This window comes from Mycobacterium sp. Dal123C01, assembly GCF_052566995.1.
Genome location: NZ_CP199580.1, coordinates 3,808,704 through 3,829,608, shown reverse-complemented (window position 1 = coordinate 3,829,608; position 20,905 = coordinate 3,808,704). Strand labels below are relative to the sequence as shown.

The following is a 20,905-nucleotide window of genomic DNA, read 5'->3' as shown; positions in this document are numbered from 1 at the left end:
AGGGCTTTTGGGGTTTTACAGGCCGCCGTCATTGCAGGCTTATTGAAAATCGTTAGCATTAGGTTGCCGCCCCGATCAGCCTTGCTTCCGGTTACCGCTCTGTCCGGATCTCTGGGAGCCGGCAGAACGAAAGGATGCGTGTGCAGGCGATACCTGTGATTGGCTTGACCGGCTATCTCGGTGCCGGCAAGACGAGTCTCCTTAATCACGTGCTTCGTGGCCCGGGAGCCCGGATCGGGGTCATTATCAATGACTTCGGTGAACTCAATGTCGACGCCATGCTGGTGACGGGACAAGTCGACGAGCCTGCCTCCATCGCCGGCGGCTGCATTTGCTGCCTGCCCGACGACGGCGGGATTGACGAGGCGTTGACCCGGCTCACCGATCCGCGGCTCAATCTGGATGCCGTCATCGTCGAGGCCAGCGGTCTGGCCGAACCGGTTGCCGTCGCCCGGATGATTGGCTTCAGCAGGGTCGCCGGCGTGCGATTCGGCGGACTCGTCGATGTCATCGATGCCGCGACCCACTTCGACACAGTCGACATCGGCCATACGCCGCCTGCCCGCTACCGTGCAGCCTCTCTCGTCGTCGTCAACAAACTTGACCAACTCCCCCGCGGCGATCGCGCCGCGACCATCGAGCGAGTGGAACGCCGCGTGCGAGAACGTAACCCACGTGTGACCGTCGTCGGAGCGATCGGCGGGCAAATCGACCCCGGTCTTCTTTACGACGTCGGGGGTACGCGCGAGGAACCGGGCCAGCCCTCATTGCGCGAGCTGCTCGTGGAGGCCACGACCGACCCGATGGTTCACGCTCACGACCATGACAACCGGCACGCTGACTCCGTCACGGTGACGAGCGTTGGCGAAGTCGACCCTGGCGCACTGATCGACTTGCTCGAGAACCCTCCCGCAGGGGTGTACCGGCTCAAAGGGGCCGTGGTCATGAGATACGGAAAAGCCGCGCCCACCTTCGCCGTCAATCTGGTCGGTACGGCGGTTCACATTGCAAACGCACCGCCCGGGGCGTCACCCAACTGTCTGGTCGCGATCGGGATAGGCCTTGACATCGATGCCGTGCGCGACCGACTCAATACCGCGTTGTGTCCGCACACCGGCTCGGTGACTCTCGCCAATGTTCACCGCCTCCGACGATACCGCCGACACAGCCTCTAATTGCTGAACATCTAAAAGCCCGGCGCCCCAACATATTTCGTCACGGTGACGTTTTGCCTTCGATGGGCGGGCGAGAAGGGCATCAAGCCCCGATTGCCTGATCCCCGAGCTTGCCGAGCAACTCGAACTTGCGACGGGAGTCCGTGCCCGCTCGCGCATTGAGGACAACCAGCCGCTGGCCCTCGTCGGCGGTGGAAAGAATCTCGACGTCGACCGGCACCGGGCCCAGCTGCGGATGCACGATGGTTTTGCGAACCTCCTTGAGAGGCCGGCCAACTTCGTGGCGCTTCCATAATCGCCGGAATTCCTCGCTGCGGCACGATAATCCGTTGACGAGCGCCTCCACGTCGGGGTCTCCTCGGCGCCGCGACGACGTCGCCCGCAGATCCGCGACATGAAGACCACCCTGATACTCGCGATCTTCTCGTGAGAACAATGTGCGGTATTCCGGTTCGGTGAACCAGCGCCAGATCACACTGTCCTCAATTCGTGCGCCGCGGATGTGGTTACCCATTAACAGCACCGACAGCCGGTTCTGCGCCAACATGACCAGTAGGTCAGAACAGATGAAAGCGGCGGAGTCGTCGAGTTGGTCGAGCAGGTTGATCAGCGCGGGCCGGACGACGCCGGACGTGTCGATGCGGTCGGGAGTGGGACCCGCGCCGGCGAGCCGGTACAGGTGGTCGCGTTCTTCCGGGTCGAGGTGTAGCGCGCGCGCCAGTGCCGCCAGCATCTGCCCCGACGGCGCAGACGCCCGGCTCTGTTCCAGTCGCGTGTAGTAGTCCACCGACATGTGACTCAGGTGTGCGACCTCTTCGCGGCGTAGACCTCGCACCCTGCGCCTTGGGCCCCCGGGAAGCCCGACGTCCTGTGGTGTCAGCGCCCGCCGACGGGCCGATAGAAAGTCGGCCATCGAGTCGTAGTCCATTGCACCATTGTCCTCCTGAGGGGGAGTTGCCTACCTAGGACTGCCAATCCCCCGTTCACCGATGCCTGGCAGTCCTCCACGGCACACCGCACGCTCGACCTATGAGTGCAATGAGCCAGGGGGAACTCAACAGTGAGTACGACTTCATCGTGTGTGGTTCGGGGTCATCGGGATCGGTGGTGGCCGGCCGGCTTGCGCAAAACCCAGACGTCAGCGTGCTGCTCTTGGAGGCCGGCGGCCACGATGATGTGGACGCCGTCATCCGTGCGGACCAATGGCCGAGAAATCTCGGTAGTGAGCGGGATTGGCAATTTGTGTCCGAGCCGAGTCCGCACATCAACGGCCGGTCGTTCCCGTTGTCGATGGGCAAAGTGTTGGGCGGCGGTTCGAGCATCAATGTCATGGCGTGGGCGCGAGGTCACAAAAGCGATTGGGATTTCTTCGCCACCGAAGCCAACGACAAAGACTGGGGCTATGCGGCGGTCCTCGATATCTACCGACGGATCGAGGATTGGCATGGGGCACCCGACCCCGACTACCGCGGGACGGGTGGTCCGGTCTACGTCGAACCTGCCCCCGATCCCAATCCGATTGCTCCCGGAATGGTTGAGGCTGCTCGCTCGGTCGGGATCCCGACCTTCGAGAGCAATAACGGTCGGATGATGGAGGGAGAGGCTGGCGCGTCGATCGTTGACCTGCGCGCCCGCGCTGGCCAACGCCAGTCGGTGTTCTCTGCCTACGTCCGTCCCCTCACGGACCGGACAAACCTGACGGTTCTCACGGGCGCGCTCGTCACTCGGTTGCTGTTGGAAGAGACCCGCGTGACGGGGGTGGAGTTGGTCCGGGACGGCAGGGTTCTCCGGGTAGGTGTGAGCTCGGAGGTGGTGCTGTCGCTGGGGGCGATCAATACTCCAAAGGTATTGATGCAATCCGGCATTGGCGATGCCGACGAGCTGCGTCCGCTAGGCATCCCGGTGGTAGAGCACCTGCCCGGAGTAGGCCGCAACTATCAGGACCATCCGCGCTTCGACTGTGTCTGGGAGTACGACCAGCCACTCGAGCCGCGGAACAATGCCGGGGAGGCAACCTATTTCTGGAAGAGCGATCCCAGTCTGGACACGCCGGACCTACAGACGTGTCAGGTCGAAGTTCCCTTGTCGAGCGCCGAAAACGCGGCCAAGTTCGGGCTTCCGACGTCTGGCTGGGCATTGATTGCCGGTGTAGTGCGGCCGAAAAGCCGTGGCCGAGTTCGCATAACAGGCCCCAACCCAGGCGACCCGCTGCGCATCGAAGCCAACATGCTGTCGCACCCCGACGATATGACGGCCGCGATCGCCGCGGTGAAGCTGTGCCGCGAGATTGGTAATGCCGCCCCGCTGCGCAAGTTCGCTAAACGTGAAGTGATGCCCGGCAATCTCAAAGGCCCAGACCTGCAAGGCTTTATCCGCGATGCCGCGTCAAGTTACTGGCATCAGACCTGCAGCGCAAAAATGGGCCACGACAGTATGTCTGTCGTTGACAACAAGCTCGCCGTTCACGGCGTTCAACGCCTGCGCATTGCGGATGGCTCCATCATGCCCCGGATCACCACCGGTAACACGATGGCACCGTGCGTCATCATCGGCGAACGTGCCGCGGCCATCCTCAGCGATGTGCACCGACTTTGATGCGCCTAGCCCGTCGCAACCACGGACGCGGAGTTCCACGGCGCCAAGCGCTCGGATGAGCCGTTCGATTCGGGGAGATCATCGCTGACATCCCACGTCGCTGACAGTCGTCCGAAACCCAGCGCGATGGCGCAGTGCAGGCCGAGTTCCACCGACTGGTCCTCGCTGAAGTGCGCGCGCAACTCGTCGTACACGGCATCGTCAATGGCGAGATGGTTGGTCGCGAACAGCTCGGCGAACCTCAAGGCCGATCGCTCGGCCTCCGAGAGATTATCCGCGTCGGCCGGTCGTTCCAGCGAGCACACCGCACCCTCGTCAAGACCGTCGTCGATGGCGCTTTGGTAGCGAACCGCGATGCAGCTTCGGCATTGGTTGAAAAATGCGATGCGCAGCCGCACCAATTCGAGAAGCCGGGGCGACAAGGTCCCGTTCGCCCGCAGCGTCGCGGTCAGGGAACCAAGTGCCTCGGCCACTGCGGGCAAGCGACCAATGATGCCGGCAACACCGAGGTTGATCCGATCCCCTTGACCGAGATCTTCAGTCGGCACCGCCGCAAAGGCTGTGGATGGCGCGATTCGTGTCAATTCACCGTCTCCTATGTGCACATGTCTGGGGTACCCTGCAGTATCGCGCCGCCGGCGGCGAGTGGCAATCATCGTCATCTGAAAACTAGATGAATCGGATCAAAAACATTCATTGGACACCATGAAATTCCGTTGCTCTGATTATGGGGCACGACTGCTGCCGCCGACGTTTGTGAAAGTTGCTGAGAGGCTTCGCTATTGATTGGCGCGCACAGCTTGAGGGTGAGGATCAAATCGATGCGCCCACGGCCCATAGGGGTTCTCTCACTTCTGCTTTTACCTTTGCTCGTTACACCACCCGTGCGCAGCGCTGCGACGCCCGGGACCGGAATTAATTCGGATCAACTGACCCAATCCACACAAGAAGGACGAGACTTCGTCGTGCGCGACATCACTATCGACCCCGGCGGCAGCACCGGCTGGCACTGGCACGACGGCATCTTGATCGGAGCGATCAAGCAGGGCACCCTCACCCATTACTCCGCCAACTGCTCGGTTGACGGCGTATACAACCCGGGTGATCCCGTCACCGAACCCGCTGGGCCCGAACACGTCCATCTCGGCCGCAACCTCGGCACCACGCCGCTGATTTTCGAAGTCATGTACATCAAGCCGGCAGGAAAGCCACTGGCCGAGGATGCCGCAAACCCCGGTTGCCCGTTCGCCTGATAACCGCACGCAACGGAGCAACCGGTTAGCCGGTAAAGGGCGCCCCGTCGAACCGCTCCGACGTGGCGAACTCGTGCACCGGGCGTCGCCGCAGCTTCGTCACTTGGCGCACGGGTTTGCCGAGCGGCACCAGCGCGGCGATGGCGTACGTGTCGGGGATGGCGAGTAGTTCTTTGGCGCGCCGCTCCTCCGCCACCAGCATCGTGGTCAACACCCCGCCGTAGCCTTCGTCGCGGGCGGCCAGCAATACGTTCCACACGAACGGGTGCACCGATGCCCCGGGTACCACTGCGATGCGATCGAGATCCTGATCGGTAGCAGCGACGACGGCGAGGTCCAGACAGATCACCAACACGACCGGTGCCTCACGAATCGGAGCCGACATCTGCGGAGGTGGCTGCGCCGCCTCGATCGCGGATGCGTCTACGCTGGTCGGCTGCAACGGATTCCATGGCGACTCGCCATTGGCGAGCTGCGCCGTATAGCGGCGGGCAGCAGGAAGCCCGAGATCCGCCAACGCCGACCGGGTCTCCTGATCGCGGAGCACGATAACGCGCACGCCCTGCCGGTTACCTCCGGTCGGTGCGAAACGGGCGTGATCGAGGATCCGCCCGAGAACGTCGTCGGGAAGGGGGTCGTCGGTGAATTCGCGCACTGCCGGTGTCGATCGCATGACGTCGTACAACTCCATGCCCACCATGGTGCCCCAACCGGCGATGGCGGTGTTCAGGCGGCGTCGTGGAAGATCAATCCCAGCGTGATGCGGCGGCCAGAGCGGACCTCGGACACTCCGTGGCGTACCGGGGCCGCCGACCACCCCCGGGTCGATCGGATCGGCCGTTCTCGGGTGGTGAAGACGTAACCGTGTCCTTGTGGCAGCGTCGTCGCTGTCCCCCGGGACTGAGCCCGGGCCCGTTGCTCGACGAGCAGGAATTCGCCCCCGGTGTGCGCGACCCCCGGTTCGTTCAGGTTGATGACGACCTGAAGCGGAAAGATGAGGTCCCCGTACAGGTCTCGGTGCAGGGCGTTCCAGTCACCCGGCCCGTATTTGAGCATCAGTGCGGTGGGCTTGGTTTGGTCGGCGCGATGGCACATGTCCAGCCATTCGTCCAGAGTGTCGGGCCACGGAGCATCGCGGCCCAGCTTGGCCCACCAGTCACGGGCGATCGGCAAGAGCCGCGGGTAGAGCGCCTGTTTCAGGTCTTCGATCGGAGGCGGGTAGGGCGCTTTGAAGTAGCGGTACTCGCCTTTCCCGTACCGGTGGCGGCCCATGTCGACGACGGCACGAAATAAACGGTCGTCTGCGTAAAGAGCGATCACCGAAGCACACTCGCCGGGGGTGATCAGCTGTGGGAGCAGGGCACCGCCGACATCGTTCATGTCGGCGGTGACCGCTTCCCAGTCCGCGGCATCGACGCGCTTACGCCAGGTCGATGGCATCAGAACAGTTTGCCAGCCACTGCGGGTGCCGGCTCCTCGAGCTCCAACAAGAACCGTTTGCGTTTTAGGCCGCCCGCGTAACCCGTTAGCGTGCCGTCCTTTCCGACGACGCGATGGCACGGAACGACGATGCTGAGTGGATTGCGCCCGACGGCCTGGCCTACCTCGTAGGCCGTGGTGCCGTCCGCCAGTTCGGCGGCCAGCTCACCGTATGTCTTTGTCTGGCCATAGCCGATGCCGGCAAGCAGGTCCCAGATTCGGCGCCGGCGCGGGTCGCCCACCAATGCGATCGGAAGATCGAATTGGGTGCGCTCTCCGGCGAGGTACTCACCCAGTTGCTCGCCGGTGCGCCGAAACAGTTCGTCGGCAGCCGGCTCAAACTGTTGGCCGAGAATGTCCACGGTGGGCGGGTGCCAATGATGCCGGAAGTACACGCCCGTCAGAGCGTCGCCGTCGGCGGTTAGTGTCAGCTCACCCAGCGGGCTATCGATCACCGTGTGTCGTGCTGTCATCGTTCAACCTCCCTTTACTTGTAGACGATGACCGGACCAGAAGCGTGAGATGGGGCTCGAATTGTTTTCTCACATTCCACGATGCGCCGACGTCTTCACAGTAAGAGTTGTTATTTTCCGCGGAGGAACGCCAGGTGAGTGTCGACCAGCACGTCAAGCCGCCGTTTGAGGCGGTCGTGGCACAGTACGGCGCCACGGTGTTGCGAGTGGTGCGCGCCGTGGTCGGCCACACCGACGCCGATGATGCTTGGTCGGACACCTTCCTGGCGGCCATGAAGGCCTATACGCAATTGCCGGCCGACGCCAATGTCGAGGCGTGGCTCGTCACGATCGCGCACCGTAAAGCCATCGACATCACTCGGGCGGCGTCACGGCACGCCGTCCCGGTCGCCGATACCCCCGACTCCCCCGCCAGGGAACGAGCCGACGGCCACGATCTCGACCTGGATGCGGCCGTGGGCGCGCTGCCACCGAAACAGCGTCAGGCCGTGGCCTACCACTATCTTGCGGGCCTGCCCTACTCCGAGATCGCGATGATCCTCGACAGCAGCGTCGCCGCTGCCCGCCGGGCCGCAGCTGACGGCATCGCCACGCTGCGGCGCACCTATCCCCTTATCGACACTGCAAGGAATGATGATGACCTCGACTGACCTCGCCAACCACTACCCCGTCGACCCGGATCATCTGCGGCGCCTGCACGCCCGTTTGGAACATGACGCTCAGGCCGGCGATCTACTCGACATCGCCTATCGCACAGTGGATTCCGCCGTCGGTCCACTCCTGCTGGCTGCCACCCCGCGCGGACTGGTTCGGGTGGCTTTCGCGAATGAGGGCCACGAGGGCGTGCTGCTGACTCTCTCCCAACGCATCAGCCCGCGGGTGCTCGAGGCGCCGATGCGGCTGGATCCGATCGCGCGACAGCTCGACGAATACTTTGCGGGCCGCCGGCACAGCTTCGAGGTTGCGCTGGACTGGACGCTGTCGCACGGGTTTCGGCGCACGGTGCTGGAACACCTCAATACCGACATCAGCTACGGCGCCACGGCCAGCTATGCGGCGCTGGCGCAACTGGCCGGCTCCCCCAAGGCGGTACGCGCTGTCGGTACCGCCTGCGCGACCAACCCGATCCCTGTCGTCGTGCCGTGTCATCGGGTGATCCGATCCGATGGCACCGTCGGCGCCTACCGCGGCGGACCGGTCGCCAAGCGCGTGCTGCTCGACCTCGAGCGGCAGGGATGACGACGCAAGGGCCGGCACGCAACCGCGTCTCACCGCTGGGCGAGATCGTCGCCGTTGGGGGCCGCGGTGCCTGGATGGGCAACCGCGGCCGTCTGCACCACGGTCGCGGCAGTCGCGACATCGTTCGCAACCATCAGCACAAAACCTGGATCACCTGTGTGCTGTCCTTCCGGGGCCGCCGGGTGGCGCAGTGGGAGCCCAACCGCTATACGCCGCTGTTCTTCCTCGACGAGGCCGTCGCATTTGCCGCTGGACACCGCCCGTGCGGTGAGTGCCGGCACCGCGCTTACACCACTTTCCGGGACCTCTGGATCGCAACTCACTGCAGTACAAGGGTTTACGCCAAAGACATGGACGCGCAGCTACATCGCGAGCGGATCGGCGGGACTGGCTATCACCATCCCTGGGACCGTCTTCCCGATGGTGTGTTCGTCGCCACCGAGCTCGGGCCGGCCATCGTCGCCGGTGACCATCTCGCGGTCTGGGATCAACACGACAACATCTACCGGGACAAGCTGTCACGTCCTGGTGCCGGCGCGGCGACCGTGCTTACCCCACCGTCCATCGTGGAGATACTGCGCGCCGGATACCCCGTTCAGATTGATGGCGCTGCCCGATAACCCGTCGTATCGACGACGTTTCCGCTATGTATGGTCAAACTGGCCTGTCGGCGTAAGGGAACAGAGAACAACGATGGCACGCAAATTCGCCGAGAATGCCTTCACCTCGCGACATGCGCTGGATCCCGATCTACGTAACGTGGCCCGCTTTCTACCCAGGGGCTATGCGCTGCATCGCGGCTATAAGGCCCAGCGGGCCGCCATGCGGCTTTTCGGCAACGCCGGACGGCTGCGCAATGTACCGGTGATCGCGGTCAACGAACACGTCAAGGTCCGCATGCATCGTCCAGCCGGCCTGCCCGACCGGGCACCCGCGATGCTGTGGATCCATGGAGGCGGCACCATCATGGGGACCGCCGTCCAAGACGACAAGTTCTGCCGCAAGCTGTCCCATCTGACCGGCGTCGCGGTGGCAGCCGTCGAGCACCGCCTAGCGCCCGAGCACCCCTACCCGACGCCGCTCGAAGACTGTTATGCAGCGCTGCTCTGGCTGGCCCGCCAACCATGGGTTGACCCGGATCGAATCGCCGTCGGAGGGGCAAGTGCCGGTGGACATTTCGCGGCAGCGGTGGCGCAACGAGCCCACGATCGCAAAGAGGTCAGGCTCGCCTATCAAATGCTGGTGTACCCCATGCTCGACGATCGCACTGGCGCAAACGGCGACGGCGTCAAGCGCATCATGTGGACCGAAAACGACAATCAGCTGGCCTGGAAGTGGTACCTGAACGGAGCAGACCCCGTCGAGGCCGCGCCTGGGCGTCGGCAAGATTTGTCCGGGCTGCCACCGACCTGGATCGGTGTCGGGACGTTGGACCTCTACTACCAGGAGTGCCTGGAGTACGGGCGACGCCTGCGCGAGGCGGGCGTGCCCGTTCACGAGGAAATCGCCCCTGGCGCGTTCCACGCGTTCGACCACCTCGCGGACAAGGCGCCGATCTCGGTGAAATTCCTCGCCAGCCAGCGCGACCAGCTATGGGCTGCCCTGGCCGCGCCGGCGGATGACCACCTGCGCTAATTGCGTCTCTTATCGATGAATTACTTTGTGTACGTGTGGTTTTCCGGAATTCAACCTTTGACAACCACCATTTGGGAATGACCGGCCTAGTAATCCAACCGGTCCATTCGACTGCAAAGTGTGCAGAACGTGCAACTATGGGGGTCATGACCGAGCAGATGGGACTGCGCGAGCGCCGGCGGCGGCAGACCAGCGCGGACATCCGCAATGCCGCGGTGCGCCTGGCTCTCGAACGCGGCTTCGACAAGGTAACCATCGAGGAAATCTGTTCCGAAGCGGGAATCTCGACGCGAACGTTCTTCAATTACTTCTCGAACAAGGAATCGGCGATCGCTTATGGCCCCTCGGACATACCCCCGGAGCTGGTAGCAGATTTCGTCGCCGCCGGACCCGCCCCCTACTCGGTCGTGCTGGCGGAGTTGATCACCTTGGCGGCGCACCATCTCCGTGACGTGCCGCCGCAGCGCGAACAGGCGGCCCACATGCTGGAGCTTGCCAAAACATCCCCCGCGGTCTTAGCAGCGTTCCTCGCCGACCTGGAGCGGTTTCAGCTGCAGTTGACCGACATCATCGTCCGCCGCCAGGCGATGCAGCCCGACGATGAGATGGCTGAGTTGATCTCCGCGCTGGCGTTGACGGCGGTGCGCTCGGGCATCGAGAGGTGGGCAAGCGGCGAGTCAAAGGATCCCGACGACACGCCGATGCCCTACGTCGAGCGCGCTGCCGCGCTGGTCAACGGGATCTTCACGAAGTGATCTGAAACACTGCGAGCTAATGTTGCATACTGTGCAAGATATGCACATCATGTACTATGCGCTGGTGGCGGTGTTCGGGAGCGCTTCAGCAATGCGAGGTCAGTACCGGGAACGGCCGCCGGAGCGCTTGGGCGGCTGTCCCCGCGCTTGACAAGGCATGCGGGTATCACAGCAATCGCCGCAATCCATTGCTGAGCTACATCACTCGCGCGCAGCTGAGCTCGTCTGAGGGTCACGCGGACGCTGGCCACATCACGGTTCCGTGGTGAGGAAGGGAATCACGTAAGTTGCAGCGTTCAAAGATTTTGCGCAACGCATGGCTGCCGCTGTTGATCGTGGCAGTCGTGGTGGTCGGCGCCTTTGCCGTGGTCCGGGTCAAGTCGTTTTTCGGCGCTAACGACACCGGCGTCATGACCAGCCCACGGCTGGAGGATTCCAAGCCGTTCAAGCCCAAGGTCGTTAAATACGAAGTCTTCGGCTCGGCACCCCACGCCAACGTGAACTACTTGGATCTGTCCGCCGACCCGAAGCGGATCGACGGTGCGCCGCTGCCGTGGACGTTGGTCCTCAGCACGACCGCCCCCTCGGTCTTTCCGAATCTTTCGGCACAAAGCGACGGCGACTACCTCGGTTGCCGCATCACCATCGATGACGAAGTCAAGGACGAGAAAATAACCAACGGCGTGCACGCCCTGACATTCTGCTTGGTGAAATCCGCATGAGCACAACCTTTAACGACACCCGGACCGACACCATCCCGATCGCCGAAGACAAAGAACGGCCGTCGATTCCGCGCTTCATCCGAAAATTCGCCATACCCATCATCCTGGGCTGGATCGCGCTCATCGCGGTGCTCAGCATCCTCGTTCCCGACCTGGACGAGGTGGGGAAAATGCGCTCGGTGTCGATGGCCCCCGACGATGCGCAATCGGTGGTCGCGACCAAGCGTATGGGTTCGGTGTTCAACGAGTACAAGTCCAACAGCTCGGTAATGATCGTGCTGGAGGGTCAAAATCCGCTGGGCGCCGATGCGCATGCCTACTACGACCAGGTCGTCAAGAAGCTCGACGCCGACACCAAACACGTTGAGCATGTTCAGGATATGTGGAGCGACCCACTGACTGGGGCGGGCGCACAGAGCAACGACGGCAAGGCCGCCTATGTGCAGGTCTACCTCGCCGGTAACCAGGGCGAAGCCTTGGCCAACGAATCGGTTGAGTCCGTCCAAAGCATCGTCAAAAGTGTGCCCACGCCCAATGGGATAAAGGCCTACGTCACCGGGCCTGCGGCGCTGTCAGCCGATCAGCACATGGCAGGTGACCGCAGTGTGCAAGTCATCACCATGTGCACCTTCACCGTGATCATCGCGATGCTGCTGTTGGTCTATCGGTCGATCGTCACGTTGTTGCTGACGCTGGTGATGGTGGTGTTTGAGCTGTCAGCCGCCCGCGGCATGGTCGCATTCCTGGGCTACTACAACATCATTGGGCTTTCGACGTTCGCTACGAACTTGTTGGTCACGTTGGCGATCGCGGCCGCAACTGACTATGCGATCTTTTTGATAGGCCGATATCAGGAAGCCCGGTCTATCGGCCACTCCCGAGAAGACGCCTATTACGACATGTTCGGGGGCACCGCACATGTGGTGCTGGGCTCTGGATTGACCATTGCCGGCGCGACCTTCTGCCTGCACTTCACCAACCTGCCGTATTTCCAGACACTGGGTATCCCGTTGGCCATCGGCATGGTGGTCGTGGTGGCGGCAGCATTGACGCTCGGCCCCGCGGTCATCTCGATAGCGACGCGTTTCGGCAAGACACTCGAACCCAGGCGAACGCAACGTATTCGCGGGTGGCGCAAGGTCGGCGCCGTCGTAGTGCGGTGGCCGGGCCCAATCCTGGTCATGACGATCGGGGTGGCACTTGTCGGCTTGCTGACGCTGCCCGGATACCGCACCAACTACAACGACCGCAACTATCTGCCCACCGATTTACCCGCGAATGAGGGCTACGCGGCCGCGGATCGGCACTTCTCGCAGGCGCGGATGAATCCCGAAGTGCTGATGATCGAAAGCGATCACGACCTGCGGAACTCCGCGGACTTCCTGGTCATCGACAAGATCGCCAAGACAATCTTCCGGGTGCCGGGGATCGCCCGCGTGCAGGCCATCACTCGGCCCGAGGGCACTCCGATTGAGCACACCTCAATCCCCTTTCAAATCAGCATGCAGGGCGTCACCCAGCAGATGAACCAGAAGTACCAAGAAGACCAGATGGCCGACATGCTGCACCAGGCCGACATGATGCAGACGACGATCGACAGCATGGTCAAGATGCAGAGCCTGACCCAGCAGATGACCGACGATATGCATCAGATGGTCGCAAAGATGCATTCCATGACCATCGACATCGCCGAATTACGGGACCACATGGCCGATTTCGAGGATTTCTACCGGCCCCTGCGCAGCTACCTCTACTGGGAAAAGCACTGCTTCGACATCCCGGTGTGCTGGTCGCTTCGCTCGGTTTTCGACGGCCTCGACGGCATCGACACGATGACCGATGACATTCAGAGCCTGCTACCCATCATGGATCACCTCGACACGGTGATGCCGCAGTTGACGGCGCTGATGCCCAGCATGGTCGAGAACATGAAGGCCATGAAAACCACGATGCTGACCATGTATTCGACCCAAAAAGGTCTGCAGGATCAGCAGAACGAGGCGCAGAAGAACTCGAATGCGATGGGTAAGGCATTCGACGCGTCCAAGAACGACGACTCGTTCTACCTGCCCCCGGAGACGTTCAACAACGCCGAGTTCAAGAAGGGGATGAAGAATTTCATCTCCCCCGACGGCCATGCCGTGCGCTTCATCATCAGCCATGACGGCGATCCGATGTCGCAGGAAGGCATTTCGCACATCAGCGCCATCAAGAAGGCCGCCTACGAGGGGCTTAAGGGCACGCCGATGGAGGGCTCGAAGATCTACCTCGCGGGCACCGCGGCAATCTATAAAGACCTCAGTGACGGCAACACCTACGACCTGTTGATCGCCGGAATCGCCTCGCTGTGCCTGATTTTCATCATCATGCTGATTATTACCCGGGGCGTGGTGGCCTCGGCGGTGATCGTGGGAACCGTCTTAATCTCGCTGGGCGCGTCCTTCGGACTTTCGGTGCTGATCTGGCAACACCTCATCGGCATTGAGCTGCACTGGATGGTGCTCGCGATGTCGGTCATCATCCTGCTCGCCGTCGGCGCCGACTACAACCTGCTCCTGGTCGCGCGGTTCAAGGAGGAGATCCACGCCGGCTTGAACACCGGCATCATCCGATCCATGGGCGGCACCGGTTCGGTAGTCACCTCAGCGGGACTCGTCTTCGCGTTCACGATGATGACCATGGCGGTCAGCGACCTGACGGTCATCGGCCAGGTCGGCACCACCATCGGCCTAGGCCTGCTCTTCGACACACTGATCGTCCGATCGCTGATGACACCATCCATTGCCGCACTGCTGGGCAAGTGGTTCTGGTGGCCGCAACGCGTGCGGCAACGCCCAGTCCCGTCGCCGTGGCCCAGTCCAAGTGAGAAGACCGCCAAGGAACCCGAATCGGTAACCGCCGCTACGTGACCCACTCTGGCTGCTCATCGGTTTCGACCGCAGAAAAGTCCTTGTGCCCCAAACCCGCGGTGGTGCCGCCGTCGACGACGAATTCCGACCCGGTGGAATAACTGGACTCGTCGCTGGCCAGATAGACCACGAGGCTGGAGACCTCCTTGGGTTCGGCGGCGCGGCCCAGCGCGGTCTGGAAGATGTCGTCGGGAACCCAATCGGTCATCGGCGTCTTAATCAGACCGGGATGGATTGAGTTCACCCGGATTCCGCTGGGACCCAGTTCCATCGCGGCCGACTTCGTCAGCCCGCGGACAGCGAATTTGGTTGCGGTGTAACCGTGACAGGCGATGGTGCCGGCCATGCCTTCGATCGACGAGATGTTGATGATCGAGCCGCGTCCGGCTTCCTTCATCGGTTTCACCACCGCGCGGATGCCGAGAAACACGCCCGTCAAATTGATGTCGAGGATCCGGTGCCATTCGGAGAGCGCGTAGTCCTCCAAGGTGCCGATGTTGATGATGCCCGCGTTGTTCACCAGCACGTCGATGCTGCCGAACTCACTGAGGGCGGTGGCTACCGCCGCGTCCCAATCCTCGGGCTTGGTCACGTCGAGGTGCAGATAGCGACTCGCGTCGCCGACCTCGGCCGCGACGGCTTTTCCTTCGTCGTCGAGGATGTCGCCGAACACGACCTTGGCTCCCTCGGCCACCAGCATCCGCACGTGCGAGGCGCCCATCCCCCGCGCACCCCCGCTAATCAGCGCGACCTTGCCGGCCAATCGTTCTGCCACCGCATATTCTCCTGTCATGTCGGTGCGCCAGGCGTAGACGCTGGCGATCACCATACATATGCGGTGGGACGTATGACCAGAGCGTTCAGGCGTCGGCCGATGGCATCGTCGCGATCAACGGGGTGTCGACACCGACTCGTCCCAATTCGGTGGCGCCGCCCGGGGAACCCAGCGGACCGGAGCGGCCTGGAAGCGGTAGCGCGAAAAATGCGGTGTTGTCGGCCAGGTGCGCTTGCTCGTCCTCGGGAAGATCGCCCTCCCAATAAATCGCACCGACGTGACAAGCCGACCTGCAAGCGCCACAGTCCACACACTCATCGGGGTTGATGTACATCGTTCGGGCGCCCTCGTAAATGCAGTCAACCGGGCATTCCTGAACGCAGGACTTCTCCATCACATCGACGCATCCCTTGCCGATCACATAGGTCATAACAATGACGCTACGCATGACGGGCCAACGTCGCGCCGGTCGAAAGACCTCGGCGCGCGGGACCAAAGTCCCTGCTGCGCAATGGTATTTGACCTCTGTCAGCGATCGGCCAGCGGAGCGGTCCAGCGGACTCTGGTACCTCCCCCGTCCGCAGCAGTGACCTCGCAGGCGCCACCAACCTGTTCAGCTCGGTAGGACAAATTGGCCAATCCGCTGTGGCGCGGGTTGTCGGCGGGAATGCCACAACCGTTGTCGGCGATGTCGACGGTCAGCATGTCGGCAACGCTGACATCGACGGTCAGCCGTGTTGCCCCGGAGTGACGAATGGCATTGCTCACGGCCTCGGCGGTGACCGCTTCGGCATGCTCGGCGAGTTCGCCGCCGACGGCCGTCATCGGCCCGTGCATGCGAACCGTGGTGACGATGTCACGATTTCCGGTCAGGTCGGCGACGACCCGTTGAATCTGATTCCGAAAACCGCCGTCGCTCCCCAGCGGAGATTTCAGCTGGAAGATGGTGGTGCGGATCTCCTCGATGATGGTTTGCAGGTCGTCGAGTGTGCGATTGAGCCGGTCGGAGATCTCGGGTGAGCGCACCCGCGCGACGGTGCCCTGGAGATCCATGCCTGCGGCGAACAACCTTTGGATGACATGGTCATGCAGGTCGTGCGCGATGCGCTCCCGCTCGGCCACAATCGTCAGCTGGCGCGCGTGCTCGCGGCCTTCGGCGAGCATGAGCGCCAGCGCAGCGTGAGTGGCGAAATCACTGACCAAGCCGAGGTAGCTGTTGTCGAAGGGTGGTCGGTCTGCGTTGCGAGCGACCGCGATCACGCCGGCAACTTCGTCGCGGGCCCGCAACGGCATCACAATCGCCGAACGTTGTCCGACGTCGGTGAACGCCTGAATCGGATAACTCATCGATTCGGTGACCAGCGGCGTGCCCGAGCGGAATACACCACCGCTGGTGGAACCGTCCACCGGAACCCGTTGACCGATGACCTCGGAAGCGTTGAGCCCGACCGCGGCAGAGACGACCAGCGTGTCGATTTCGTCTGCCGGAAGGTCGGCGTCCACCGGGACGAGCACGATCGCCTGTTCGGCTTCGGTGAGGGCACACGCACGTTCGGCGATCAAATGCAGTGGCGTCGTTCGCGAGTCGACGCTGGAAAGCAGGGCGGTGGTGATCTCGCGGCTGGCATCCATCCATTTGACCGACGTCCGTTCGCGCTCGAATACTTGCGCATTGTCGATCGCGACCGCGGCCGCAAACGCCAAAGCCCGGGCGGCGACTTCATCGGAGTCGGAGAAGACCCGCGTTGGTTCGTCGTGGGTCAGATACAGATTGCCGAACACCGTTCCCCGAATGGTGATCGGCACCGCGAGAAAAGCGCGCATCGGCGGGTGATGTTCGGGAAATCCGACCGCGACCGGGCGGGCGGTCAGATCGTCCAGACGTAAAGCGGGCGTGTCCAGCAGCGACACGCTGAGAATTCCCTTGCCTACGGGCAACGGGCCGATTTGTTGCACCGTCTCGGAGTCGATTCCATCGTGGATAAAGGAGATCAACGCTCCATCGGGATCGCGTATCGCCAACGCGCCATAGGGAGCGGAGGTTAAATCCCTGGCCGACATGACGATCCGGCGCAGCGTCGCATCGAGGTCAAGATCCGAACCGATCTCGACGATTACCCGCAGCAATTGCTCCATTTGATCGCGCCCTGCCAGCAACTCGTCGAGTTGCTCGTGCATCCGGTGAACCAGCCCGCGCCGGCCGAGTCCGGCAAAAGCCGAGCCGCTCTCATCGCTGGCCACTCGACCCGATACCTCCACGAAACCTTCGGCTGTAGGCAACCCGCGTCGACGGAGCAGACGACGCCAAGATGCCTTGGCCCAGCTTAAGCGGATCGCTCCGACGCGTGCTACGGCGATGAGGCTGCTCCGCTACGGCCACGTTGGCTTGGTGGACCGCTGCTCTAGCTTCGAGGCGAACACCGCTGCCTGGGTCCGCCGCTCCATACCGAGTTTGGCCAGCAATCGCGATACGTAGTTCTTCACGGTTTTCTCGGCGAGAAACATCCGCGCGGCAATCTGCCTGTTGGTCAATCCCTCACTGAGGAGACCGAGCAGGGTTCGCTCCCGGTCGGTCAATCCGGAAAGCGGGTCTGGAGGCTCGGCATTGCCGCGCAGTTTCGCCATCAATGCGGCCGCAGCCCGGTTATCCAGCAGCGATTTACCGGCACCGACATCCTTGATCGCCTGAGCCAGCTCCATACCCCGGATGTCCTTGACGACGTAGCCGCTAGCACCGGCCAGAATCGCCTCGAGCATTGCCTCATCGGAGGTGAACGACGTCAACATCAGGCACCGCAGGTCGGGTAATTCGGATAGCAGTTCCCGGCACAATTCGATTCCGTTGCCGTCCGGCAGACGGACGTCGAGCACCGCGACGTCGGGCTTCAACGCAGGTATGCGCACCATGGCTTCGGACACCGAGCCCGCGTCACCAATGATTTCGAGCTCAGTGTCCGAGGCCAGCAAGTCGGCCAACCCGCGGCGAACGACTTCGTGGTCGTCGACCAGGAAAACCGTGATCATTGCGAGTCCTTCCGGCCGGCTCGGCGGGGCGAGATGCGCCGTCTTCATCATCGCCCCATTTCACAAATGTTGGCGGTTGACGATAAGCAACGAGCAGTCGGCGTCGTGCAGGACAGCGTTGCCGACGGGCCCGAGCAGCTCTCCCAGATGCTCACGGTCGTGGGACCCGACAATAACCAGCTGCACCGATCGCTGGCGATAAGCCAGATACTCCGTCAGGGTGCCGCGCACCGTGAGCGACCGCACCCGCAGCTGCGGATACTGCCGCTTCCACCGGGAGAGCCGGCGATCCAGGTCGGCGAGCGCCCGTCGATCGCCATCGTCATCCGCGGCGCCATCGTCGTCCGCCACGGTTTGCCGGCAGATGACGGCCTGGATTGGGGCATCGCGCAGCAACGCTTCTTCCATCGCGGCGCCCAGCACCAGACCGTTATCGGGAGCTCCGTCGACCTCGACGACAATCCCGTCCCCGAGGTCTCGGGAATGGTCGTCGCGGTCGCGAACAATCGCCACCGGGCAGTGCGCCGATGCGGTCAAAACCGCAATCGTCGAGCCCATCCGGCCCGCCCGAAAGTGATGTAATCCAACCGCGCCCACGCATACCATCGCCGCCGATGCCGAAGCCCGGGACAACGACTTGACCGGCGGCTCGTGAGCAATCTCAGTCTCGATCTTTACCGGCCGGCTCATCGCCTCGATTGCCGCATGAGCTCGGCGAAGGGCGGATTCGGCGGTGGCAAGCTTGCGCGCCATGTCGACCGGCGTGGTTTCCCGGGCGTGGTCCGCGTCGATTGCGCAGAGCAGACGCAACGGCGCGTCACGTTTTACTGCCTCGTCGACCGCCCAATAGGCAGCGCGCAGAGCCGCTTTCGATCCGTCGATGCCGACGACGATCGATCGGGGGGTAACGAACTCCATCGAAGGCTTCTTCGGCGATTCAGTGGCGGACCAGTAATACCGAGCAATCCGGATAGCCCGGAATCGGATGGCAGTTGAGAGCGCGAAGTCCGGCGATCTCGTTGGCGTCGGCCTGGCCGACGACAGCCAGGTCGATTGCGCTGCTGTGATTTTCGGTGACCTTCACGCCGGCGCCGGCGGCGACAAGCTCGACGTGGACGTCGGGATAGCGCCGGACCCAGCCGCTCAATCGCTGATCGATCTGTCGCACAGTGGCTTTGCGCAGCCGTCCTTCCTCCATGGCGTGGTGCACAACTTCGTCATTGTCGGGTTCGTCGTTGAGCACGACGGCAATCACACCGCCTTGCGTCGGCGGTTCGTCGGAATCGCTGTGGATGATGGCCACCGGGCAACGCGCCCGCGTCGCCAAAGCGGCTGCGGTGGGCCCCAACAGCTCGTCGCTCCCCCATTCGCGTTTGCCGGTGCCCAGGCACACCAGGGCGGCATCCTGTGATTCGTTGATCAACACCTGCTCGGGATCTCCTGAAAGAAGCGCTGTTTCGATCTCGACCGGCTTTCCCATGCCGTGCACGGCGCCATCGGCCTGGCAGAGTGCCATTTCGCCGCACTCGACCTCCCAGTCGGAGGGTTGCGGGCCACACGCCTCTGCACGCGGGATGACGTGGACAAGACGCAGCGGCAGTGCGCGACTGATCGCCTCGTCGATTGCCCACTTGGCAGCGCTGATCGCGGCTTGCGACCCGTCGACGCCGACGACCACCGACTTGCAGTGCAGCTGGTTCATGTTGGCTCCTGATTAGCGTGCCCGGGCTGATCATGCGAATCGCCCAATTTCAGGCTATTGAGGACTCGCCGGCCGCGAAGGGGCCAAAAGGCCCTACCTGCGTCGCCGTTCGTCCCTTTAACGCCCTCCCCACTCGACGACTTCGGTGAGGTCACGCCGCGGTGTGGCCGGTAATGGGTCGGCGTTGATCGCCGCCCACCCGATGCGAAGCAGCATCTGCGGATAGTGGCTGCCGCCGAAGATATCCGCGTGCACCGACTCGCGAGTTTCGGTCACCTCCAGCGGCTCGGTGACCGGGCAATTCGCCAGCCCCATCGACGTCGCGGTGAGCAGCACCACGCTGGTGGCCTCACCGGCGCGTAGCTGCGCCAGCCGGTCGTCTGTCCTGGTGCCGAGTGCCAGCACCACGGCGTTGTCCTCGGCCGCTGAGGTGCCCGGTGGCATCGCTAAGGCGGGACCGGCGAACAAACGGCCCGGAATTTTGGCGCGTGGATCCGAGACCGGAACATTGCGGGCAGGAACCCCGGCGACCGACTCGTAGCGCCCACTCCACTCGGTGAGCTCGGCAAGATAGTCATGGGTGAGGTGGTCCCAGATGGATTGGGACACAATCTTATGCAGCCGATCGATGTCTTCGACTTGACATAGCGTGACACCATTACGGGCCGCCCGTGCGGCCATCAGCGCGATGTCACCCACCGGTACCGGCCAGGAACTGTAGTGACGCCGATCGGTTCGCCGCCGTGGTATCGCCGCGGCCAGTGCAATATCGAGGGAATCAGCGCTGTAGCGCGACAACGTGATCGCGGCAAGATGGCTGGGGTCATCCGGATCCGGAAGCCGAGTTACCTTGGCCCGCCACCCGACCGACGCCCAGGCAACGACGCAATGATTCAGTGCCACACCGCAGCTCAGGATCAGATCCCGGCCATCGGGATCGGTGTTGGGCAGCTGCCGGCCCGGGTCGGAGTAGAGATGCAGGCTCGACTCATCCACTCGCCAACGCCACGGTTGGGTGTTGTGGACCGAGGGAGCGCGAGAAGCCAAACCGAGGACAGTCCGGATCGCGGCGGCATCGGGAAGGCTCGCATTCATCGCCATTGCCCCTTCGCTGAAGCGTCAAGTCAACGATCGCGCAAGCGCTGCGGCCTCACGAGGGCAGGACGGCC

22 protein-coding genes are annotated in these 20,905 nt (G+C 63.0%); 10 read left to right on the top strand and 12 right to left on the bottom strand.

Going from position 1 to position 20,905, the window contains the following annotated elements; all coding sequences use genetic code 11:
* The first annotated feature begins 140 nt into the window (after positions 1 to 140).
* Positions 141 to 1,175, top strand: coding sequence for a CobW family GTP-binding protein (locus ACTXG5_RS18065; protein WP_445160095.1), 1,035 nt, complete (start codon positions 141 to 143; stop codon positions 1,173 to 1,175).
* A gap of 82 nt (positions 1,176 to 1,257) precedes the next feature.
* On the opposite strand, the gene ACTXG5_RS18060 is transcribed toward ACTXG5_RS18065, so the two are convergent.
* The gene (locus tag ACTXG5_RS18060; protein ID WP_445160094.1) at positions 1,258 to 2,103 is read right to left on the bottom strand and encodes an MmyB family transcriptional regulator; all 846 of its coding nucleotides are present in this window, start codon (positions 2,101 to 2,103) and stop codon (positions 1,258 to 1,260) included.
* 110 nt (positions 2,104 to 2,213) lie between these two features.
* Between ACTXG5_RS18060 and ACTXG5_RS18055 the strand changes: the two genes are divergently transcribed.
* A complete protein-coding gene (locus ACTXG5_RS18055) occupies positions 2,214 to 3,770 on the top strand; it encodes a GMC family oxidoreductase (RefSeq protein WP_445164483.1) in 1,557 nt (518 codons plus the stop codon).
* Positions 3,771 to 3,775: 5 nt separating this feature from the next.
* Here ACTXG5_RS18055 and ACTXG5_RS18050 read toward each other — a convergent pair whose 3' ends face one another.
* The gene (locus ACTXG5_RS18050) at positions 3,776 to 4,318 is read right to left on the bottom strand and encodes a carboxymuconolactone decarboxylase family protein (protein ID WP_445160093.1); all 543 of its coding nucleotides are present in this window, start codon (positions 4,316 to 4,318) and stop codon (positions 3,776 to 3,778) included.
* A 417-nt stretch (positions 4,319 to 4,735) separates the two neighbouring features.
* Between ACTXG5_RS18050 and ACTXG5_RS18045 the strand changes: the two genes are divergently transcribed.
* Complete coding sequence (locus tag ACTXG5_RS18045) at positions 4,736 to 5,023, top strand: cupin domain-containing protein (protein ID WP_445160092.1); 288 nt, start codon at positions 4,736 to 4,738, stop codon at positions 5,021 to 5,023.
* 25 nt (positions 5,024 to 5,048) lie between these two features.
* On the opposite strand, the gene ACTXG5_RS18040 is transcribed toward ACTXG5_RS18045, so the two are convergent.
* Genes ACTXG5_RS18040 through ACTXG5_RS18030 form a run of 3 tightly spaced genes read right to left on the bottom strand, consistent with a single transcriptional unit; the run spans position 5,049 to position 6,975 of the window.
* Positions 5,049 to 5,714, bottom strand: a complete 666-nt coding sequence (locus ACTXG5_RS18040) for a nitroreductase family protein (RefSeq protein ID WP_445160091.1) — start codon at positions 5,712 to 5,714, stop codon at positions 5,049 to 5,051.
* A gap of 35 nt (positions 5,715 to 5,749) precedes the next feature.
* Positions 5,750 to 6,463, bottom strand: a complete 714-nt coding sequence (locus ACTXG5_RS18035; RefSeq protein WP_445160090.1) for a 2OG-Fe(II) oxygenase — start codon at positions 6,461 to 6,463, stop codon at positions 5,750 to 5,752.
* Positions 6,463 to 6,975 carry a methylated-DNA--[protein]-cysteine S-methyltransferase gene (locus tag ACTXG5_RS18030; protein WP_445160089.1) on the bottom strand — a complete coding sequence of 171 codons (513 nt, stop codon included), beginning with the start codon at positions 6,973 to 6,975 and terminating at the stop codon, positions 6,463 to 6,465. The genes ACTXG5_RS18035 and ACTXG5_RS18030 overlap by 1 nt, the downstream gene beginning before the upstream one ends.
* Positions 6,976 to 7,109: 134 nt before the next feature.
* Here ACTXG5_RS18030 and ACTXG5_RS18025 point away from each other — a divergent pair, with 134 nt between their 5' ends.
* From ACTXG5_RS18025 to ACTXG5_RS17995, 7 genes are all read left to right on the top strand, one after another.
* Complete coding sequence (locus ACTXG5_RS18025) at positions 7,110 to 7,625, top strand: RNA polymerase sigma factor (RefSeq protein ID WP_445160088.1); 516 nt, start codon at positions 7,110 to 7,112, stop codon at positions 7,623 to 7,625.
* Positions 7,612 to 8,214 (top strand): methylated-DNA--[protein]-cysteine S-methyltransferase, encoded by a 603-nt coding sequence (locus tag ACTXG5_RS18020; RefSeq protein WP_445160087.1) that lies wholly within the window; start codon positions 7,612 to 7,614, stop codon positions 8,212 to 8,214. The genes ACTXG5_RS18025 and ACTXG5_RS18020 overlap by 14 nt, the downstream gene beginning before the upstream one ends.
* Positions 8,211 to 8,834 (top strand): hypothetical protein, encoded by a 624-nt coding sequence (locus ACTXG5_RS18015; RefSeq protein WP_445160086.1) that lies wholly within the window; start codon positions 8,211 to 8,213, stop codon positions 8,832 to 8,834. Before ACTXG5_RS18020 ends, ACTXG5_RS18015 begins: the two co-directional genes overlap by 4 nt.
* A gap of 73 nt (positions 8,835 to 8,907) precedes the next feature.
* Positions 8,908 to 9,849: an alpha/beta hydrolase gene (locus ACTXG5_RS18010; RefSeq protein ID WP_445160085.1), complete on the top strand. Its 942-nt coding sequence runs from the start codon at positions 8,908 to 8,910 to the stop codon at positions 9,847 to 9,849.
* 146 nt (positions 9,850 to 9,995) lie between these two features.
* Positions 9,996 to 10,604, top strand: coding sequence for a TetR family transcriptional regulator (locus ACTXG5_RS18005; RefSeq protein WP_445160084.1), 609 nt, complete (start codon positions 9,996 to 9,998; stop codon positions 10,602 to 10,604).
* Positions 10,605 to 10,909: 305 nt separating this feature from the next.
* A complete protein-coding gene (locus ACTXG5_RS18000) occupies positions 10,910 to 11,326 on the top strand; it encodes an MmpS family transport accessory protein (protein WP_445160083.1) in 417 nt (138 codons plus the stop codon).
* The gene (locus ACTXG5_RS17995; RefSeq protein WP_445160082.1) at positions 11,323 to 14,235 is read left to right on the top strand and encodes an MMPL/RND family transporter; all 2,913 of its coding nucleotides are present in this window, start codon (positions 11,323 to 11,325) and stop codon (positions 14,233 to 14,235) included. The genes ACTXG5_RS18000 and ACTXG5_RS17995 overlap by 4 nt, the downstream gene beginning before the upstream one ends.
* Here the strand turns inward: ACTXG5_RS17995 and ACTXG5_RS17990 are convergent.
* From ACTXG5_RS17990 to ACTXG5_RS17960, 7 genes are all read right to left on the bottom strand, one after another.
* On the bottom strand, positions 14,228 to 15,010 hold the full coding sequence (locus ACTXG5_RS17990; RefSeq protein ID WP_445160081.1) for an SDR family oxidoreductase: 783 nt from the start codon (positions 15,008 to 15,010) through the stop codon (positions 14,228 to 14,230). The genes ACTXG5_RS17995 and ACTXG5_RS17990 overlap by 8 nt on opposite strands.
* 85 nt (positions 15,011 to 15,095) lie before the next feature.
* On the bottom strand, positions 15,096 to 15,440 hold the full coding sequence (gene fdxA / locus ACTXG5_RS17985) for a ferredoxin (protein WP_445160080.1): 345 nt from the start codon (positions 15,438 to 15,440) through the stop codon (positions 15,096 to 15,098).
* A 98-nt stretch (positions 15,441 to 15,538) separates the two neighbouring features.
* Positions 15,539 to 17,188 (bottom strand): GAF domain-containing protein, encoded by a 1,650-nt coding sequence (locus tag ACTXG5_RS17980; protein WP_445164482.1) that lies wholly within the window; start codon positions 17,186 to 17,188, stop codon positions 15,539 to 15,541.
* A gap of 192 nt (positions 17,189 to 17,380) precedes the next feature.
* Entirely contained in the window at positions 17,381 to 18,034 is a 654-nt protein-coding gene (locus ACTXG5_RS17975; RefSeq protein ID WP_445160079.1) for a response regulator, read from the bottom strand.
* Between the two features lie 60 nt (positions 18,035 to 18,094).
* Positions 18,095 to 18,952, bottom strand: a complete 858-nt coding sequence (locus tag ACTXG5_RS17970; RefSeq protein ID WP_445160078.1) for a universal stress protein — start codon at positions 18,950 to 18,952, stop codon at positions 18,095 to 18,097.
* 19 nt (positions 18,953 to 18,971) lie between these two features.
* Positions 18,972 to 19,736, bottom strand: a complete 765-nt coding sequence (locus tag ACTXG5_RS17965; RefSeq protein ID WP_445160077.1) for a universal stress protein — start codon at positions 19,734 to 19,736, stop codon at positions 18,972 to 18,974.
* A gap of 117 nt (positions 19,737 to 19,853) precedes the next feature.
* A complete protein-coding gene (locus tag ACTXG5_RS17960; RefSeq protein ID WP_445160076.1) occupies positions 19,854 to 20,831 on the bottom strand; it encodes an Acg family FMN-binding oxidoreductase in 978 nt (325 codons plus the stop codon).
* Between the last annotated feature and the right edge of the window lie 74 nt (positions 20,832 to 20,905).

Bases quoted from the DNA above. Each gene is read 5' to 3' on its own strand.
- ACTXG5_RS18060 (WP_445160094.1), bottom strand. From the start codon at position 2,103: ATGGACTACGACTCGATGGCCGACTTTCTATCGGCCCGTCGGCGGGCG.
- ACTXG5_RS18055 (WP_445164483.1), top strand. From the start codon at position 2,214: ATGAGCCAGGGGGAACTCAACAGTGAGTACGACTTCATCGTGTGTGGT.
- ACTXG5_RS18040 (WP_445160091.1), bottom strand. From the start codon at position 5,714: ATGGAGTTGTACGACGTCATGCGATCGACACCGGCAGTGCGCGAATTC.
- ACTXG5_RS18035 (WP_445160090.1), bottom strand. From the start codon at position 6,463: ATGCCATCGACCTGGCGTAAGCGCGTCGATGCCGCGGACTGGGAAGCG.
- ACTXG5_RS18030 (WP_445160089.1), bottom strand. From the start codon at position 6,975: ATGACAGCACGACACACGGTGATCGATAGCCCGCTGGGTGAGCTGACA.
- ACTXG5_RS18020 (WP_445160087.1), top strand. From the start codon at position 7,612: ATGACCTCGACTGACCTCGCCAACCACTACCCCGTCGACCCGGATCAT.
- ACTXG5_RS18015 (WP_445160086.1), top strand. From the start codon at position 8,211: ATGACGACGCAAGGGCCGGCACGCAACCGCGTCTCACCGCTGGGCGAG.
- ACTXG5_RS18010 (WP_445160085.1), top strand. From the start codon at position 8,908: ATGGCACGCAAATTCGCCGAGAATGCCTTCACCTCGCGACATGCGCTG.
- ACTXG5_RS18005 (WP_445160084.1), top strand. From the start codon at position 9,996: ATGACCGAGCAGATGGGACTGCGCGAGCGCCGGCGGCGGCAGACCAGC.
- ACTXG5_RS17995 (WP_445160082.1), top strand. From the start codon at position 11,323: ATGAGCACAACCTTTAACGACACCCGGACCGACACCATCCCGATCGCC.
- fdxA (WP_445160080.1), bottom strand. From the start codon at position 15,440: ATGACCTATGTGATCGGCAAGGGATGCGTCGATGTGATGGAGAAGTCC.
- ACTXG5_RS17980 (WP_445164482.1), bottom strand. From the start codon at position 17,188: ATGCACGAGCAACTCGACGAGTTGCTGGCAGGGCGCGATCAAATGGAG.
- ACTXG5_RS17975 (WP_445160079.1), bottom strand. From the start codon at position 18,034: ATGATCACGGTTTTCCTGGTCGACGACCACGAAGTCGTTCGCCGCGGG.
- ACTXG5_RS17970 (WP_445160078.1), bottom strand. From the start codon at position 18,952: ATGGAGTTCGTTACCCCCCGATCGATCGTCGTCGGCATCGACGGATCG.
- ACTXG5_RS17965 (WP_445160077.1), bottom strand. From the start codon at position 19,736: ATGAACCAGCTGCACTGCAAGTCGGTGGTCGTCGGCGTCGACGGGTCG.
- ACTXG5_RS17960 (WP_445160076.1), bottom strand. From the start codon at position 20,831: ATGAATGCGAGCCTTCCCGATGCCGCCGCGATCCGGACTGTCCTCGGT.